This is a genomic window from Ruania albidiflava DSM 18029, from assembly GCF_000421225.1.
GTDB classification, from domain to species: Bacteria; Actinomycetota; Actinomycetes; order Actinomycetales; family Beutenbergiaceae; genus Ruania; species Ruania albidiflava.
This window is the reverse complement of record NZ_ATWL01000003.1, coordinates 75,485-91,007: the sequence shown is the minus strand read 5'-3', so window position 1 is coordinate 91,007 and position 15,523 is coordinate 75,485. Positions and strand designations below refer to the sequence as shown.

17 protein-coding genes and 3 tRNA genes are annotated in these 15,523 nt (G+C 70.8%); 5 read left to right on the top strand and 15 right to left on the bottom strand.

Translation table 11 applies throughout. The annotated features are described in order from the left end of the window. Window positions 1-33: 33 nt before the first annotated feature. From K338_RS0104735 to msrB, 11 genes are all read right to left on the bottom strand, one after another. Complete coding sequence (locus K338_RS0104735) at window positions 34-1,293, bottom strand: ROK family transcriptional regulator (RefSeq protein WP_022917030.1); 1,260 nt, start codon at window positions 1,291-1,293, stop codon at window positions 34-36. A 93-nt stretch (window positions 1,294-1,386) separates the two neighbouring features. Continuing rightward, complete coding sequence (locus K338_RS0104730; RefSeq protein WP_022917029.1) at window positions 1,387-2,373, bottom strand: aldo/keto reductase; 987 nt, start codon at window positions 2,371-2,373, stop codon at window positions 1,387-1,389. A gap of 29 nt (window positions 2,374-2,402) precedes the next feature. After that, window positions 2,403-3,800: an MFS transporter gene (locus K338_RS20550; protein ID WP_022917028.1), complete on the bottom strand. Its 1,398-nt coding sequence runs from the start codon at window positions 3,798-3,800 to the stop codon at window positions 2,403-2,405. Further along, on the bottom strand, window positions 3,797-4,420 hold the full coding sequence (locus K338_RS0104720) for an ArsR/SmtB family transcription factor (protein ID WP_051154675.1): 624 nt from the start codon (window positions 4,418-4,420) through the stop codon (window positions 3,797-3,799). Before K338_RS0104720 ends, K338_RS20550 begins: the two co-directional genes overlap by 4 nt. Window positions 4,421-4,558: 138 nt before the next feature. Then, the gene (locus tag K338_RS0104715) at window positions 4,559-5,170 is read right to left on the bottom strand and encodes a SecDF P1 head subdomain-containing protein (RefSeq protein ID WP_157612224.1); all 612 of its coding nucleotides are present in this window, start codon (window positions 5,168-5,170) and stop codon (window positions 4,559-4,561) included. An 83-nt stretch (window positions 5,171-5,253) separates the two neighbouring features. Then, complete coding sequence (locus tag K338_RS0104710) at window positions 5,254-5,886, bottom strand: DNA-3-methyladenine glycosylase I (protein ID WP_022917025.1); 633 nt, start codon at window positions 5,884-5,886, stop codon at window positions 5,254-5,256. After that, window positions 5,883-6,668, bottom strand: coding sequence for a glucosamine-6-phosphate deaminase (gene nagB, locus K338_RS0104705; RefSeq protein WP_022917024.1), 786 nt, complete (start codon window positions 6,666-6,668; stop codon window positions 5,883-5,885). The genes K338_RS0104710 and nagB overlap by 4 nt, the downstream gene beginning before the upstream one ends. Before the next feature lie 161 nt (window positions 6,669-6,829). After that, on the bottom strand, window positions 6,830-7,231 hold the full coding sequence (locus K338_RS0104700) for a nitroreductase/quinone reductase family protein (RefSeq protein WP_022917023.1): 402 nt from the start codon (window positions 7,229-7,231) through the stop codon (window positions 6,830-6,832). 109 nt (window positions 7,232-7,340) lie between these two features. Further along, complete coding sequence (locus K338_RS20545; RefSeq protein WP_022917022.1) at window positions 7,341-8,279, bottom strand: EamA family transporter; 939 nt, start codon at window positions 8,277-8,279, stop codon at window positions 7,341-7,343. Next, window positions 8,276-9,067 (bottom strand): endonuclease/exonuclease/phosphatase family protein, encoded by a 792-nt coding sequence (locus K338_RS0104690; protein WP_022917021.1) that lies wholly within the window; start codon window positions 9,065-9,067, stop codon window positions 8,276-8,278. Before K338_RS0104690 ends, K338_RS20545 begins: the two co-directional genes overlap by 4 nt. Continuing rightward, a complete protein-coding gene (gene msrB / locus K338_RS20540; RefSeq protein ID WP_022917020.1) occupies window positions 9,064-9,498 on the bottom strand; it encodes a peptide-methionine (R)-S-oxide reductase MsrB in 435 nt (144 codons plus the stop codon). Before msrB ends, K338_RS0104690 begins: the two co-directional genes overlap by 4 nt. A gap of 198 nt (window positions 9,499-9,696) precedes the next feature. Here msrB and surE point away from each other — a divergent pair, with 198 nt between their 5' ends. Then, window positions 9,697-10,473, top strand: coding sequence for a 5'/3'-nucleotidase SurE (surE, locus tag K338_RS0104680; protein ID WP_022917019.1), 777 nt, complete (start codon window positions 9,697-9,699; stop codon window positions 10,471-10,473). Further along, window positions 10,470-11,435 (top strand): UDP-glucose 4-epimerase GalE, encoded by a 966-nt coding sequence (galE, locus tag K338_RS0104675; protein ID WP_022917018.1) that lies wholly within the window; start codon window positions 10,470-10,472, stop codon window positions 11,433-11,435. The genes surE and galE overlap by 4 nt, the downstream gene beginning before the upstream one ends. Before the next feature lie 200 nt (window positions 11,436-11,635). Here the strand turns inward: galE and K338_RS0104670 are convergent, their stop codons facing one another. Next, window positions 11,636-11,986, bottom strand: a complete 351-nt coding sequence (locus K338_RS0104670) for a metallopeptidase family protein (protein ID WP_084480651.1) — start codon at window positions 11,984-11,986, stop codon at window positions 11,636-11,638. A gap of 199 nt (window positions 11,987-12,185) precedes the next feature. Between K338_RS0104670 and K338_RS0104665 the strand changes: the two genes are divergently transcribed. From K338_RS0104665 to K338_RS0104655, 3 genes are all read left to right on the top strand, one after another. Beyond that, window positions 12,186-12,258, top strand: a tRNA-Glu gene (locus tag K338_RS0104665). Between the two features lie 50 nt (window positions 12,259-12,308). Continuing rightward, a tRNA-Asp gene (locus K338_RS0104660) sits at window positions 12,309-12,382 on the top strand. Window positions 12,383-12,426: 44 nt separating this feature from the next. Continuing rightward, a tRNA-Phe gene (locus K338_RS0104655) sits at window positions 12,427-12,502 on the top strand. A gap of 383 nt (window positions 12,503-12,885) precedes the next feature. Here the strand turns inward: K338_RS0104655 and K338_RS20535 are convergent. From K338_RS20535 to K338_RS0104640, 3 genes are read right to left on the bottom strand one after another with little or no spacing between them, the layout of a single operon-like run. Beyond that, window positions 12,886-13,302, bottom strand: a complete 417-nt coding sequence (locus K338_RS20535) for a cupin domain-containing protein (RefSeq protein WP_040652980.1) — start codon at window positions 13,300-13,302, stop codon at window positions 12,886-12,888. Window positions 13,303-13,328: 26 nt separating this feature from the next. Continuing rightward, window positions 13,329-14,159, bottom strand: coding sequence for a phosphoenolpyruvate hydrolase family protein (locus K338_RS0104645; RefSeq protein WP_022917015.1), 831 nt, complete (start codon window positions 14,157-14,159; stop codon window positions 13,329-13,331). A 51-nt stretch (window positions 14,160-14,210) separates the two neighbouring features. Beyond that, window positions 14,211-15,434 (bottom strand): Tm-1-like ATP-binding domain-containing protein, encoded by a 1,224-nt coding sequence (locus tag K338_RS0104640; RefSeq protein ID WP_022917014.1) that lies wholly within the window; start codon window positions 15,432-15,434, stop codon window positions 14,211-14,213. Window positions 15,435-15,523: the final 89 nt, after the last annotated feature.

Here is a 15,523-nt window from a genome sequence, read left to right as displayed (position 1 = left end):
TCCTTCGTATCGGAGGCGGTGGGACGCCGGCGGTCAGCCGATCCCGGTGGGGCTCCTCCTCTCCGTGGCGAGGTAGCCGCTGGACTCGACCCGGTCCAGACCGTGCCGGAGGGCGCCATGGACGACCGCGTCCCGACCGAGCACCGACAGCTCGAGACGCGGAGGGGCGAGAGCCTGGTCGTCGAGCGCCTCGTGCAGAAGCTCCAGCAGCGGGGGGCCGACGCGCGCGAGTGGACCGCTGAGCACCACGACCTCAGGATCGAGCAGGGCACGGATGGCCACCAGGCCGTGGGCGAAGCGTCGGGTCAGCCGGTGCAGTGCTGCCACGTGCGCCTGGCTACCGCCTGAGATGCCGTCCAGGACGGTCTCGAAGGCGGTCTCGCCCATGCCCCGCAGCACGTCCGCCCCGGGGCGGTCGCCGCAGGCGTCGACCTCCTCGGCGACCAGCCGGACGAGGGCGCGCACACCGCACCAGGTCTCGAAACGGCCCAGACCAGGCTCAGGTGTCACGTCGCCGCCGAGCACATCGAGGAAGCCGAGCTCGCCGGCATCGTTCGAGGCGCCACGGTAGAGCGCGCCGTCGATCACCACACCGGCGCCCACCCGCACGCCCCAGTGCACCACCACCAGGTGCCGCACCCCGGTCTCCGGCCCTTTCCACTGCTCCCCGCGGGCAGCGAGCTTCAGGTCGTTGTCCAGGTGCACCGGGCAGATGAGCAGCCTGCCGAGCGCCTGCACCAGCACGTCCCCGGTGAGCACTGGCATCGACGGGACGGCGCTGACCACCCCGGCGCCCGGGTCCACGATGCCGGGCGTCCCGACGGTCGCGGAGAACACCTGGTCGGCGGTCAGTCCGGCCCGGTCCAGCAGGGCGGCGGCCTCCGCGACCAGCAGGTCCAGCACGTGCTGGTCCTGGGCGAGGGCGCCGAGCGGGATGCGGGTGTCGGTGACGATGCTGCCGCGCAGGTCGGCCACTGCCAGGTGCAGCTCCTGGGGGTCGATCAGGGCGCCGACGACGTACCCGGCCTCAGCGCGGAACCGGACGGACTGGGCTGGTCGTCCGCTCCGTCCACCGGCCCGTTCCGGCGGCAGCGTCTCGACCAGCCCGATGTTGTGCAGCTCGTCCAGCACTCTGGTGACTGCTTGACGGGAGAGTCCGGTGGCCGCTGCCAGACCGCTCACGCTCGCCCGCTCGACCGCGCGCAGGTGGGCGAGCACCGCCGTCGTGTTCACCTCGCGCATGAAGCGTGAGGTGACGGCGACCGGGATGTCCGGCATGACGGCGCCTCCCATAGCCAGGCATCAACGACCAGTGCCTGGGCACATTAGTTATGCCCTGTACGGAAGTCAACGGTCCCGCTGACGGGGCGGCTGCGCCGCACCGGCTCACCAGCGCGGGTGCACCTCGGCGCGGAACCGGGCGTCGTACAGCGTCCCGACTGCGGTCATGAAGTCCTCACCGAGCGGCGGGACGGCGCCCGCTGAGGCGTTGGACCGGGCTTGAGCAGGGTTTCGTGCGCCCGGGATCACGGTGCTCACACCGGGCTGCTGCGCGACCCAGGCGAGTGCGGCCGTGGCCGGTTCGAGACCGTGCGCGCGGGCCAGGTCGGCGAACTCGTGTGCAGCTGCCACCCCGGTGTCGTACTCCACGCCGGAGAAGGTCTCCCCCACATCGAAGGCCTCGCCACGGCGGTTGAAGGAGCGGTGGTCGGTCGCGGGGAACTCGGTCTCGCGGGTGTACCGACCGCTGAGCAGCCCGCTCGCCAGCGGCACCCGTGCGATCACGCCCACACCGGCCAGCTGCGCGGCAGGCAGGACCTCCTCGAGCGGCTTGTGCCGGAACGCGTTCAGGATGATCTGCACTGTCGCCACCCCCTCCCGCGCGATCGCCCGGAGCGCCTCGGACACCGTCTCCACGCTCACCCCGTAGCCGGCGATCGCCTCCTCCGCGACCAGCGTGTCCAGTGCGTCGAAGACCTCGTCGGAGGCATGCACGGCGCTCGGTGGACAGTGCAGCTGCACCAGGTCGAGCGTGTCCGCACCGAGGTTGCGGCGGGAGCGGTCGGTCCAGGCGCGGAAGTTCGCGAGCGTGTAGTGCTCCGGCCGCTGCTCGACCCGGCGGCCCATCTTGGTGGCGATGGTGAGGACGGTGTCCGGGTGCTCGGCCCGCCAGGTGCCGATGAGCCGCTCGCTGCGCCCGTCGCCGTAGACGTCGGCGGTGTCGAAGAAGGTCACACCCGCCTCGGCTGAGGTGTCCAGGACGGCGAGCGCGTCCCGCTCGCTGACCTCGCCCCAGTCAGCGCCGAGCTGCCAGGTGCCAAGGCCGATGACCGACACGTCGCGGCCGGTGCGGCCCAGGGTGCGCTGTTCCATCTGCCCACCGTAGCCGTCGACCGTGCCGGTCAGCTGCGCACGTCCTCGGCAGCTCTCTGGGCGGCGTCGATCTTGGCAGTGGTCAGTCGTGGCAGGGCTACCAGGAGGAGCACCACGTAGGCCGCGCCGGCGAGCAGGAACGGCATGCGCAGCGCCCACTCCCGGCCGAGAAGCGGTTCGCCGACCGAGACCAGCACCCCGCCGAGCAGGGTGCCCAGGGAGATGGTGCCCCAGCCGAAGAACCGGTACACCGAGTTCACCCGGCCGAGCAGCTGATCCGGGATGATGCGCTGCCGCAGGGACACGGTGATCACGTTCCACAGCACGATCGCCACACCGGAGAGCACCCCGGCCAGCCACACCACCACCGCCGAGGAGGTCAGTCCGATCACGGTGAAGGTCACCACCTCCACACTGATCGCGGCGAACAGGCTGGTCCCCGAGGTGAGCCGCTTGGCGATCCGGTCGGCCGTCAGCGAGCCGATGAACGCTCCGACCGCGGTGCCGGTGATCACGGCACCGAACTGCCACCCCTCGAAGAGCCCGAGGACCTCCTGGACGAACAGGACCATCAGCACGAAAGCGATCGAGGAGAGCATGTTCATCCCGCCGAGCAGGAACGCCAACGTGCGCAGCAGCCGGTGCCGCCACAGCCAGGTAAAACCTTCGGCCATCTCTGCTCGCCATCGGATCTTGCCGGTCGTGGTCTGCCCCTTGGGGCGGAACTGTCCGGTCAGGAGCACGACCAGCACCACCCCAGCGGCGAGCAGCCCGGCGCTGGAGAAGAACGGCAGCGCCAGCGCGACCGCCACCAGCACACCCCCCAGCGGTGGGCCGATGAAGTTGTTCATCGCCGTCTCGGCTCCCCAGAGCCGTCCGTTGGCCCGCTCCAGGTTGCCCTTGCTGACGACCGAGGCCATCAGCGTCTGGGCGGAGTTGTCCCGGACCACCTCGCAGCAGCCCAGCAGCAGGGCGAGCAGGCACAGCAGGGTGAGCAGCAGCGTGGCCTTGGCCGGCGGGTCGGCGGTCCCGGCCGCGAGCGCCTCCGGGTGCGGCAGCCCGCCCTGGTGGGTGAGCACCACCACCGCGAAGGCGGCGATCAGCACCACTCGCACCACGTCCATGGCGGCGACCAGCACACGGCGGTCATACCGGTCGGTGATCACCCCGGCGGGCAGGGAGAACACCAGCCACGGCAGCCTGGAGGCCAGCCCGACCAGGGCGATCGCGGTCGGGTCACGGGTGATCGCGGAGGCGAGCCAGAGCACTGCGACGCTCATCAGCCCGTCGCCCAGGTTGGTCATCGTGGCGGAGGTGAACAGCTTCCAGTAGTTCGCGCCCAGGGGCTCGGCACGGCGCCGCCCGGACTCTCCCGCCGACGGCGCAGCTACCGCGTCGGAGGTCGCCTCACCCTCGTCGGTGGTCACGATCCGTCCTCGTCGGCCGGCGGCAAACCGGCCCTCTCGCTCGGGAACACGCCGTAGACCATCGCGTAGGTCTCCTGTCCGGACCGTGGCTGGTCTGCGAACTCCACCAGCAGGTCCGCGAGCCGGGCCCGGAACTCCGCGACGCGCTCGACCGGCAGGCGCACGTCGCGGCGGTTCACGTCCAGGATGCCCTCGACCTCCCTGTCGGATGCCGATGCTGCCGCCTCCAGGTGGCCCACCTCGGCGGCCGCACGGTCCAGGATGCGCTGTGCGTCTCCGACGGCGGCGTCGACCCGGTGGTAGTAGAAGATCCGCGCTGTCCGACCCCAGTACTTGGCCACCAGGGCCCGGACCTTCTTGGTGCGCACCACGTGCACCAGCCTGGCGTCGGCGAGCACCTGCATGTGGTGCCCGATCGTGCCCTTCGGCTTCTGCAGGGTCGCAGCGAGCTCGGAGACGGTGGCGGCCCGCTCGCTGAGCAGTGCGACGATCTGCTGGCGGGTCTCCTCGAACAACGCCCGGTACTGGGACGGGTCCTCCAGGGTGAGGCCGTCGGCCAGCGGGTAGTCCGGCACGTGCGGCGTCGATGGGCGGTCTGGATCTGCCGTACGGTCTGCCATTCCCATATGATCGGGGAATCCGGACTATTAAGTCAATACCTCGCCCCGCCCCCTCCACAACGTCAAGAGGAAACGGGCACCGGTGCCCGACCTCTAGTGACACTGCTGGTGCTGGAGTCCACCGCACAGCCCGCCAGGTCAGCCCGTCGTGGCCTGCGCCACGAACTCCTCTGCGCCGTCCCAGCCAGCGATCTCGATCGCGCCGCCGGGGATCGGCTGGTCGAGCGTCGGTGCACTGACCACCTCACCGTCGACCACCATCGCGATCCGGGGCTCGGGCAGCTCCGCGGCGCGGGAGGTGAGCTCGTAGAAGTCCGCACCGTCCTGGCTGGTCATGGTCAGCTGTAGCACGTCCTCGTCGGCGCCCGTGGTCGTCCCGGTCGTGGGTGTGGCCATCGCGAGCTCTTCGACCTCGGTGATCGTCATCCCGTCGCCGAGCAGCAGGCACTCTTGTTGCTCCGGACCGGGCAGGTAGTCACCGGAGCACGGGGCCTGGTCGGCCTCCTCGACGATGGCGAGCTCGATCGGGTCGGTCAGCTCGGCGGGGCCGGTGGGGGCCTGGGTATCGCTGGGGTTCGCTGAGCCGTCCGTGCTCTGCTCCGGGCTCGGGTCCTCATCGGGCGGTGCCAGCAGGCTGCACGCGGTCAGTCCTGCTGCCGCCACCAGACCGGTGAGTCCGGCCCGCAGCACCCCGGCCACGGGCCGCGCTGGGTGGCGGGGCCGACAGCTGCCTGGTGTTCCCCTGTGCATCGCAACCAGCATAGGCCCACGCGCCACCTGTGCCAGATGACCGCAGAGGCCTCCGGCGGCAGCACTCGCGCCCCGCCCGTTCGTCAGGCGCGGCTGCCGTCCGTCCGCCACAGCCCGGAGCAGCCGCGGCGGTGGCTGCCCACCAGGTGGGTGTCCACCAGTCCGATCGCCTCCATCAGCGCGAACATGGTGGTCGGTCCCACGAACCGGTATCCGCGGCGGCGTAGCTCCTCGGCCAGCGCCACCGACTCCGCCGACGTGGTCGGCACCTCCTCCGGCACGGTCGGCACCGGGGTGCGCTCCGGCTGGTAGGACCAGACCAGGTCGGCGAGCCCGCCGTCGTCACGGAGCCGCACCGTGGCGCCGGCGTTGGCGATCGTGGCCTCGATCTTCGCCCGGTTGCGGATGATGCCGGCGTCGGCGAGCAGCCGGGCCACGTCTGCCTCGTCGAAGGCGGCTACCGTGTCCGGGTCGAAGCCGGCGAACGCAGCCCGGAAGGCGGGACGTTTGCGCAGGATGGTGGCCCAGGACAGCCCGGACTGGAAGGCCTCCAGGCTGAGCCGTTCGAACACGCCGCGCTCGTCGGTGACCGGCAGCCCCCACTCAGTGTCGTAGTAGCTGCGCAGCAGCTCGTCGGTAGCGGCCCAGGCGGGGCGGTCCAGGCCGTCCGGTCCGCGCACCAGGCCATCTGGCCCGCCCGGTGGGGCGTCGGTCACAGCCCCTGCCAGGCCGGTTTGGTCTCGTAGGTCTCCCGGTAGTAGTCGGCCAGCTCCAGCCGGGAGGCGGCCGCGCCGTCGACGAGCACGGTGGCGTGCGGGTGGTGCTGCATGATCGTGGCCGGCCACATCGCCGACACAGACCCTTCGACCAGGTGCTGGATGGCTTCTGCCTTGTGCCCCCCGGTGGCCACGAGCACCAGGTGCTTGGCGCTCATGATCGTGCCCAGGCCCTGGGTGAGGCAGTGCGTGGGCACCTGGTCGAGGTCGCCGTCGAAGAACCGGGCGTTGTCCACCCGCGTCTGTCGGGTGAGGGTCTTGATCCTGGTGCGGGAGGCCAGCGACGAGCCGGGTTCGTTGAAAGCGATGTGCCCATCGGTGCCGATGCCGAGGATCTGCAGGTCCACCCCACCGGCCGCAGCGATCGCCTGCTCGTAGGCGGCGCACGCCGCCGGCACGTCCTCGCCGAGCCCGTCCGGTCCCTGTACCGCCTCAGCGGGGATGTCCACCCGTCCGGTGAGCTCGGTCTTGATCACGTTCCGGTAGCGCTGCGGGTGGTCGGCGGCGAGCCCGACGTATTCGTCCAGCATGAACGCGCGGGCCCGGGCGAAGCTCACCTGTCCGGCCTCGTAGCGCCGCACCAGCTCGTCGTAGACCGCCAGCGGTGAGGAACCGGTGGCCAACCCGAGCACTGCGTCGGGCTTGCGGTCCAGGAGGGCCGTGATGGCGTCGGCGACAAGGGTGGCGATCTGGCGCTCGCCAGGCTGGATGATCAGTTCCATGCGTCCATCTTGGCAGCATCGTCGGCGTGTTCCGTACGCCTCCGCCCGGCGGCCTGTGCGCGACGGCGGGGCACACCGGGCCAAGTCACCCCACCGAGCCCGCCGGCCAGGTCCGACGGCGCCCGCTGCGCTGCCGCAGTCATCTCACCGGGGCACCCAGGTCAGGGTGCGAGCCGGAACACCGGGATGGTCCGGTCGCCGGCCCGTTCCTGGTAGTCGGCGAAACCGGGCATCCGATCGGTCACCCAGGTCCACGCCTCGTCCCGCTCGGCGTCGGCGAGCTCGCTCACCCGCACCTCGAGGGTGCGGATCGGGTCATCGGGCACCTCGATCGTCACGGTCTGGGCACGGCGCAGCGAGAACACCCAGGCCGGGTGCTTCGGCGCCCCGCCTGCGCTGCCGGAGACGTACCAGGCGCCCTCCCGAGGCAGCGCGGCCAGCGGCACCACGCGGGTGCTGCCGTCCTTCTTCGGTACGTGCACCAGCACCAGCCGGTCGCCGAAGTTCATCGGCTCCCGCACCACACCGTGGTGGCTGCGGAACTCCTCGATGGTCTGCTCCATGAAATCCATGTGCGGCACAACACAGACCAGCCCGCTGCGCATTCCGCGGCTGGGGCCGGGCGCTGCTGTCGGCCGGCCGGGCCGGTGCGGCACATCCGGCCGACGGTGGCTACGGTTCGCCGTCCGCGGCGGGCCGCTCGCTACCCGGAGCCGGGGTGCCGCGGCGGGAGGAGATCGCCACTGCGGCAGAGACTGCGACGATGCCCACGATCTCCCCCCAGGTGGGCAGCTGGCTGAGCATGATCACGCCGATCACCGTGGCGGAGACCGGCAGCAGCGCGTTCAGCAGGGCGAAGGTGGCGGTGCTCAGCCGCTTCATCGTCACCTGGTCCAGGGTGTAGGGCAGCACTGTGGACAGCAGCCCCACGGCCAGCAGCACCCCGAGCAGGCTCGGGTCGGTCAGGTGCCCCATCGTCCCGGTGACGCCCGCGGCGACCAGGCCGACGGGGGCGTAGACGAGCGAGCCTGCGGAGAGTCCGACGGTCAATGACCGGGTGCCGCTGCGGGAGCGCACGATCCGGCTGCCGAGCACCATGTACGTGCCCCACAGCGACCCGGCGGCCAGGGCGGCGAGCACACCCCAGGCGAGCTCCGCCGTCGAACGCTGACCACCCCAGTCCAGACCGACCAGGGAGATGCACAGCACTCCGAAGGTGGCCAGCGCGATCGCGATCCGGTGCCGGGCAGAACGCCCGCCCCAGGCGGCCACCAGCACTGGACCGATGAACTCGATCGCCACGGCGGCACCCAGCGGCAGCAGTCCGATCGCCACGTAGAACATCAGGTTCATGCCCAGCAGCACCACCCCGAACAGCGAGGACTGGGCCAGCTCGCGCCAGGCCCACCGCACCCGCCAGGGCCGCACCAGCAGCAGCAGGACGACTGCACCGGTCAGCCCACGTCCCCAGGCGACGGTCGGGGCGGGCAGCACGTGGTACAGCCCCACCGCGAGCGCGGCACCAAGGTACTGGGACACCCCGGCGAGCAGGAACAACGCAGGTGCCGGCACCCGGCCGAGAGCGCCGGCCGGTGCCCTCTGCGCGGTCACAGCCGCAGCTCAGCAGCCAGACCGCGGTGGTCGGAGACACCGAGCGGCAGGCTGCTCACAGCGGTGAGCGTCCCGGGTGCACTGCCCGGGTCGAGCAGCAGGTGGTCGATCTGCCGGTCCGGGCGGACCACCGGGAAGGTGAGCGCTTCGGCCCGGCGCCACCGGCGGCTCAGCGCCTGCACCGGCAGGGCACGCAGGTTCAGGTCACCGCAGACCAGCGCCGGCACGCCCAGGGAGCCCACGGCGGCGAGCACCTGCCGCAGCTGCAGGAATGCGATCGGGGGCACGGTGGACAGGTGCGTGCAGGCGACCGCCAGTCGGCCCGCAGGGGTGGCCAGCACTGTGCCGAGCAGCACCCGGGGCTCATCGGCGGCAGTCAGCCTGAACCGGTGCAGTAGCGGCCGTGGCAGGAGCGTGTGCAGACCGGGCAGAGGCCGCACGAACGCGGCCACCACCGGGTACCGGGAGGCGATCGCCACTCCGTAGGCCGGGCCGGGGTGGTTGCCACTGCGCTGAGCGGCGCGACGGGCGCTGCGGGTGCGGCCGAGCTGCCCACCGAGGGCGGCCGCGAAGCGCACATGCGGCAGGTCGAGCGCATCGGCCACGACTGCAGCCTGGTCCAGACCGTGGCTGCGTCGCTGGCCGCGGTCCACCTCCTGCAGGGCGAGCACGTCGGGGGCGTCGGTCCGCAGCGGGGCGAGGGCGTCGGTGAGCTCCTCGGCGGTGGCTACGGTACCGGTGCCGCCGAGGACACCGTGCTGCAGGTTGAGGGTGAGGACCCGGGTCACTCGGCCTCGGCCGCCGCACCGCCTGTGGAGCCGCTCGCGGTCGGCTCGAAGCTGAGGGAGACGGAGTTCATGCAGTACCGGTCGCCGGTGGGCGTCTGCGGGGCGTCATCGAAGACGTGGCCCAGATGCGACCCGCAGCGGCGGCAGCGCACCTCAGTGCGCGCCATGCCCAGGCTGCGGTCCTCGAGCAGCTCCACCGCATCGGACTCGGTGGGCTGATAGAAGCTCGGCCAGCCGCAGTGTGCCTCGAACTTGGTGGTCGAGCGGAACAGCTCCGCCCCGCAGGCGCGGCAGTGGTAGACGCCCACCCGGTCCTCGTGCAGCAGCTCACCGGTGCCCGGGCGTTCGGTAGCAGCGTGTCGCAGCACCTGGTACTCCAGCGGGTCGAGCTCGGCCTGCCACTGCTCGTCGGACTTGGTGACCTCATACATGCTCCTATTGTCCCCCGGCCGCCCGGTGGCGTCCATCTGCTGCACCGGGTCACCATCTGTACGGGGGTGCCCTGGTGGTCGTGATCTGCCCGGATCGCAACCACCAGGGCACCCCCGTGCTGCACAGCCAGGGCAGAATGGACCCAGGCCGGGCAGGTGCGCACCGGTCGTCCACCCACCAGAAGGAGCCCCGACCCCATGCGGGTACTCATCACCAATGACGATGGCATCGACTCAGCCGGCCTGACCGTGCTGGCCCACGTGGCAGCGGACGCAGGGCACGATGTGGTGGTCGCCGCGCCGAACGCGGAGTACTCCGGTTTCTCCGCCGGGCTGCGCGGAGAGCACGAGGACGGGGTGCTGACGGTCTCCGCGGGTCGGCCACCCGGTCTGCGAGCGAGCATCGAGTCGATGGCGGTGCACGCCAGCCCGGCGCTGATCGCCTACGCCGCCGGGGCCGGGGACCTGGGCCCGCACCCAGACATACTGCTCTCCGGGATCAACCTGGGGCCGAACGTGGGTCCGGCCATCATGCACTCGGCCACTGTCGGCGCTGCGATCTCCGCTGCCGCACAGGACATCCCGGCGATGGCCACCTCGATCACCGCCCGCTCCCCGCAGCACTGGGAGACTGCCGCGGCGGTGCTGGAGCGGGCGTTCGCGTGGCTGAGCAGCCACCAGCAGGACCACCGGGTGCTGAACGTGAACGTACCGGACATCCCGCTGGCCGAGCTGAAGGGGCTGCGCACCGCCCATCCGGCCCGGTTCACCGCGGTGAGCGACGAACGCCAGCTGCAGGTGCGCCGTCTGCTGTTCGAACCGTTCGCCAGTGACAAGGTGACCTTCGAACCGGACTCCGACGCCGGGCTGCTCGCTGCCGGCTGGGCGACGGTGAGCCTGGTCGCCGCGCACGTGCACGACGGCGAGTCCGCCACCATGCCGACCCTGAACTTCGACGAAGGAGCACAGTCATGACCTGGATGGTGACCGGCGGGGCCGGCTACATCGGTGCGCACGTGGTGCAGGCATTCCGTGCTGCTGGGATCGACGTGGTGGTGGTCGATGACCTGTCCAGCGGGCACCCCGGTTTCGTACCCGACGGTGTGCCGTTCGCGCAGGCCTCGATCCTGGACACCGATGCAGTCACCCGCGCGCTCACCGAGCATTCCTGCGTCGGTGTGGTGCACGTGGCAGCGTTCAAGTACGCCGGTGAGAGCGTCAAGCGGCCGCTGCACACCTACGCCCAGAACGTCACCGGGACGCTGAGCGTGCTGCAGGCGATGGCCGCTGCGCAGGTGGAGGCGATCGTGTTCTCCTCCTCGGCGGCCACCTACGGCACCCCGGACGTGGACCTGGTCACCGAGTCCACCGCCACCACCCCGGAGTCGCCGTACGGGGAGTCGAAGCTGATCGGGGAGTGGTTGTTGGCCGACCAGGCGCGCGCCGCCGGGCTGCGGCACACCTCGTTGCGGTACTTCAACGTGGTCGGCTCCGGCTCGACCGACCTGCCGGACACCTCCCCGTACAACCTGTTCCCGCTGGTGCTGGACGCGCTCGCCGAGGGCCGCACGCCGAAGATCTACGGTGCCGACTACCCCACACCTGACGGCACCTGCGTGCGCGACTACATCCACGTGGCCGACCTGGCCGATGCGCACGTGGCCGCCGCCCAGGCGCTGGCCCGCGGCCGGGATCTGGACCCGGTGTACAACCTCGGCAGCGGCGACGGCGTGAGTGTGCGCCAGATCATGGACACCATCGGCGCGGTCACCGGCATCGACTTCACCCCCGAGATCGCCGACCGGCGCCCGGGCGACCCGGCGCGGATCGTCGCCTCCGGCGCGGCAGCCGCCCGCGACCTGGGCTGGCAGATGACGCACTCGCTGGAGGACATGGTTGCCAGCGCCTGGGCCGCCCGCCAGACCCTCGCCCACTGACGTCACCGCCCACCTGCTTGCCCACCACCCACCCGCCCGCCCACGTTGAATCGACTCAGGCGATACTTCCTCCGCGCGGTCGTGCCCGCGGGTATCGCCGCCGCGTAGCAGGTATCGCTGCGGCAGCTTCGCCTGTGCCCGCCGAGGGCCCCACCGAACAGCGCCGCGCCCGCACCTGCTGGACTCAGCCCGGGCGCGACTCAGCCCCAGCCGAGCTCGTGCAGGCGGGCGTCGTCGATGCCGAAGTGGTGGGCGACCTCATGGATCACGGTGACCGCGACCTCCTCGGCCACCTCTTCTCGGCTGGTGCACATCCGCAGCGTGGGGCCCTTGAAGATGGTGATCCGGTCCGGCAGCGACCCGGCCGCCCACCACTCACCGCGCTCGGTGAGCGGAGTGCCCTCGTACAACCCGAGCAGGTCCGCCTCCTCAGCCTCCGGCGGCGGCTCGTCCTCGACCAGGACCACCACGTTGTCGATGTGCCGAGCAAGCTCCTCCGGGATGAGGTCCAGCCCGTCACCCACGGCGTTCTCGAACTCTTCATGCGACATGTCGATCACGCCCCTCAGTGTCGCAGGCCGAGCACTCCGGCGACCACGACGCACACCAGCGTCACAGCCGGACACGAAGCGCACGCTGCCGCGGAATTCTCCTGGTGCGCCATGTCACAACCAGGCGTTTTGCCCAGCAGGTGCCCGGTGTCGTATGCTTTCCGAGGTCTTGGGCGTCCCGGACGTCCCGGGCAGCCGGGCCCCCATCGTCTAGCGGCCTAGGACCCCGCCCTTTCACGGCGGTAGCACGGGTTCGAATCCCGTTGGGGGTACGAACCACACCGACAACTCCATATGGCTGGCATGATGTCAGCACCACATTGGCCCCGTAGCTCAGTTGGTTAGAGCGCCGCCCTGTCACGGCGGAGGCCGCCGGTTCAAGTCCGGTCGGGGTCGCGAACATTCGCCCGGTCACCACCATGACCGGGCGAATGTGTCCAGGCTCTGTAGCTCAGTTGGTAGAGCGTTCGACTGAAAATCGAAAGGTCACCGGATCGACGCCGGTCGGAGCCACCAAAGGGAACCCCGCACCACGGTGCGGGTTTTCTTGTATCGGCTTCGGTGCCGCTTGGCTGTTCCCCCCGATGCTGTGGACGCTGCACCGCGCGAGAAGCAGGACAGCTGCCAGCCTTCGACCCGTCGATGTGGACATCGATCGTCGAGCTGCCCTTGTACTTGCCTGACTCGACTATGCCCGCAGTCAGCGTCGCCCACATCAGCCCCATCGGCAGCTTGGTGAGCGCGTCCTGCCCCGCTGCGCGCGCTCACCAGCGCCGGAATCCTCACGTCCGAGGCCGAACACCGCCTCGGACCGTTCTGGCGCAGCACCGAAGTACTGGCGGCGATCGACGCCTTCGCTGAGCGTGCCGGCCAGCGCGAAGAACTGCGCTGAGTTCAGGTCAGTCCGCCCGCTCCCACACCGGCGCGGCACCCGGTGAGAGCACCCGGTAGTCCGGCGCCTCCCGCAGCGCCTCCTCCGCCCCACCGGGGCTGTAGATCGCCAGCAGCCGCAGCTGGCGCCACCCGGTGTTGAACGTGGAGTGCTCGGTGCCGCGCGGGATGTAGATGCTGTCCCCCGCCGACACTTGGAACTCCGCGGAGTCCCCGACGGTCTGCACCCCCTCCCCCTCGATCACGTGCAGCACCTCGTCCGACTCCGGGTGGGTGTGCACGTCGTGCCCCTTGGTCGGGTTGATCACCACCTCACCGACCGTGATCGGGGCACCGGGGAAGCGCCCGGCGGTCACGCCCCACTTGATCGATCCCCAGGTGAAGGTCTCGGTGGGTAGGGTCTGCTGCGTGCTGTGCGTGCTCATCGTCTGCTCCTGCTCGTGCCTCATCGTCATCGGCCACCGAACGTGACGGCTTTGAACCTTTCGGTCTGCTCGCGGATCGCGACCTCGGTGGGCAGCCGCTCGATGGAGCTGGCGCCGAAGAACCCGACCACCCCGTCGGTGCGCTCCAGCACGTACTGGGCGTCGGCCGGTTCGGCGATCGGCCCGCCGTGGCAGAGCACGAGGATGTCGGGATTCACCTCCACGGCGGCATCGGCCATCGCTTGGATGCGGTCCACGCACTCGTCCAGGGTGAGCGCTGTGCTGGCGCCGATGGACCCCTTGGTGGTCAGCCCCATGTGCGGCACCAGTACATCGGCACCGGCCTCGGCCATCGCGCGCGCCTGGTCCACGTCGAACACATACGGGGTGGTGAGCAGGTCACGCTCGCTGGCGGCCCGGACCATGTCCACCTCCAGGTCGAACCCCATCCCGGTCTCCTCCAGGTTCGTCCGGAACACACCGTCGATCAGCCCGACCGTGGGGAAGTTCTGCACCCCAGCGAACCCGGCCTCCTTGACCTGGTCGAGGAATCGGCCCATCACCCGGAACGGGTCGGTGCCGTTCACCCCGGCCAGCACGGGAGTGTCCTTGACCACCGGGAGCACCTCGTCGGCCATCTCCATCACGATGGCGTTCGCGTCCCCGTAGGCCAGCAGCCCGGCCAGGGACCCGCGGCCGGCCATCCGGTAGCGGCCGGAGTTGTAGATGATGATCAGGTCGATGCCGCCGGCCTCGGCGGACTTCGCGGAGATGCCGGTGCCGGCGCCCCCGCCGATGATTGGCCGCCCGTCGGTCACGTTCTGGCGGAGCCTGGCCAGTGCGGTGCTGCGGTCCATGTCTGTTCCTTCCTGCGCAGGTGCGCGGTCAGTGCTGTATGGCTGCGCGGGTCAGCCTTGTGCGGTGATGAGGGCGTGCAACCGTCGGGCCGCCTCCCGCCCGAATCCGGGGTCGTTGATGTTCTGCTCGGACTCGACCACCTCCACCGCGGAACCGGCCAGCGCGCCGCGCAGCGCGTCGAAGAGTGCCGCGTCGGCCTGCGGGTCGTGGAACGGCTGTCCGTCGGTGTCGATACCGCTCAGGCCGCCCAGGGGAAGCACGACGGCGGTCGGTCCGGTGGCTGCAGCGAGCTTCGCGCCGATGCGCTCACCCAGGGTCGTGTTCTCCTCCGGTGTGGTGCGCATCAACGTCACCGTGGGGTTGTGCACAACGAAGGTGCGGTCGTCGAAGCGGTCCGGGACCAGCTCGCGGGGGCCGAAGTTCACCATGTCCAGCGCGCCGAGGGAGACCACCTGCGGGATGCCCGCCGCACCGGCCGCCTCCAGCCGGTGCGGTCCGGCACTGAGCACGCCGCCGACCAGGTCGTCGGCCAGCTCGGTGGTGGTCAGGTCCAGGACTCCGGCCAGGCGGCCGTCGGTGGCGAGCTTCTCCATCGCCCGCCCGCCGGCACCGGTGGCGTGGAACACGAGCGCTTCGTAGCCGAGGTCGGTCAGCTCGGCGCGCGCCTCGTCCACCGCGGGAGTGGTCAGCCCGAACATGGACAGCCCGACCAGCGGCTTGTGCTCGGTCTCCGGGCGGTGCCGGCGGGCCTCCTCCTCTGTGGCCATCGCGGCGATCGCGGCGGCGGCGTTGCCGAACACGTGGGCGGAGACGGAGTTGATCCCGGCCACGTCGACCACGGAGTACATCATGGTCACGTCCGACTCGCCCACGTAGGGGGCCACGTCCCCGGCGGCCATCGTGGAGACCAGCAGCTTCGGTACCCCGACCGGTAGTGCCCGCATCGCCCGGGACGCCACGGAGGAGCCGCCGGACCCGCCCAGGGCGAGCGCGCCGTCGACCTTCCCTTCCTGGAAGAGCCTGAGCAGCACGACCGCCGCCCCTTCGGCCATCACGTCCATGGCGGCGCCGCGGTCGCCGGCGTCGCGCAGCTGGGTCAGGTCGTGGCCGGCGGCCTCGGCCACCTGTGCGGGAGTGACGTCCGCCTCGGCCGCGGAGCTGGTGCCGACGTCGATCAGCAGCACCTGCGCGCCGTGGCCACGGACCTGGTCGGCCAGCCACGCGTACTCAGTGCCTTTGGTGTCCAACGTGCCGATGAGAGCGACAGTTGCCATCTTCTCCTCCTCGAGGTTGCGGTGCTGTTCTCAGTCTGCGCCCCGCCGTGCCGGCGGGTGTGGTCCACTTGAGCCGAAGTGGTCCACGA

What these genes read in the sequence shown, in the direction of transcription:
- K338_RS0104715 (WP_157612224.1), bottom strand. Translation starts at nt 5,170, where the DNA reads ATGCACAGGGGAACACCAGGCAGCTGTCGGCCCCGCCACCCAGCGCGG.
- nagB (WP_022917024.1), bottom strand. Translation starts at nt 6,668, where the DNA reads ATGGAACTGATCATCCAGCCTGGCGAGCGCCAGATCGCCACCCTTGTC.
- K338_RS0104640 (WP_022917014.1), bottom strand. Translation starts at nt 15,434, where the DNA reads ATGGCAACTGTCGCTCTCATCGGCACGTTGGACACCAAAGGCACTGAG.
- K338_RS0104730 (WP_022917029.1), bottom strand. Translation starts at nt 2,373, where the DNA reads ATGGAACAGCGCACCCTGGGCCGCACCGGCCGCGACGTGTCGGTCATC.
- msrB (WP_022917020.1), bottom strand. Translation starts at nt 9,498, where the DNA reads ATGTATGAGGTCACCAAGTCCGACGAGCAGTGGCAGGCCGAGCTCGAC.
- K338_RS0104720 (WP_051154675.1), bottom strand. Translation starts at nt 4,420, where the DNA reads ATGGCAGACCGTACGGCAGATCCAGACCGCCCATCGACGCCGCACGTG.
- K338_RS20535 (WP_040652980.1), bottom strand. Translation starts at nt 13,302, where the DNA reads ATGAGCACGCACAGCACGCAGCAGACCCTACCCACCGAGACCTTCACC.
- surE (WP_022917019.1), top strand. Translation starts at nt 9,697, where the DNA reads ATGCGGGTACTCATCACCAATGACGATGGCATCGACTCAGCCGGCCTG.
- K338_RS0104670 (WP_084480651.1), bottom strand. Translation starts at nt 11,986, where the DNA reads ATGTCGCATGAAGAGTTCGAGAACGCCGTGGGTGACGGGCTGGACCTC.
- K338_RS0104645 (WP_022917015.1), bottom strand. Translation starts at nt 14,159, where the DNA reads ATGGACCGCAGCACCGCACTGGCCAGGCTCCGCCAGAACGTGACCGAC.
- K338_RS0104735 (WP_022917030.1), bottom strand. Translation starts at nt 1,293, where the DNA reads ATGGGAGGCGCCGTCATGCCGGACATCCCGGTCGCCGTCACCTCACGC.
- galE (WP_022917018.1), top strand. Translation starts at nt 10,470, where the DNA reads ATGACCTGGATGGTGACCGGCGGGGCCGGCTACATCGGTGCGCACGTG.
- K338_RS0104700 (WP_022917023.1), bottom strand. Translation starts at nt 7,231, where the DNA reads ATGGAGCAGACCATCGAGGAGTTCCGCAGCCACCACGGTGTGGTGCGG.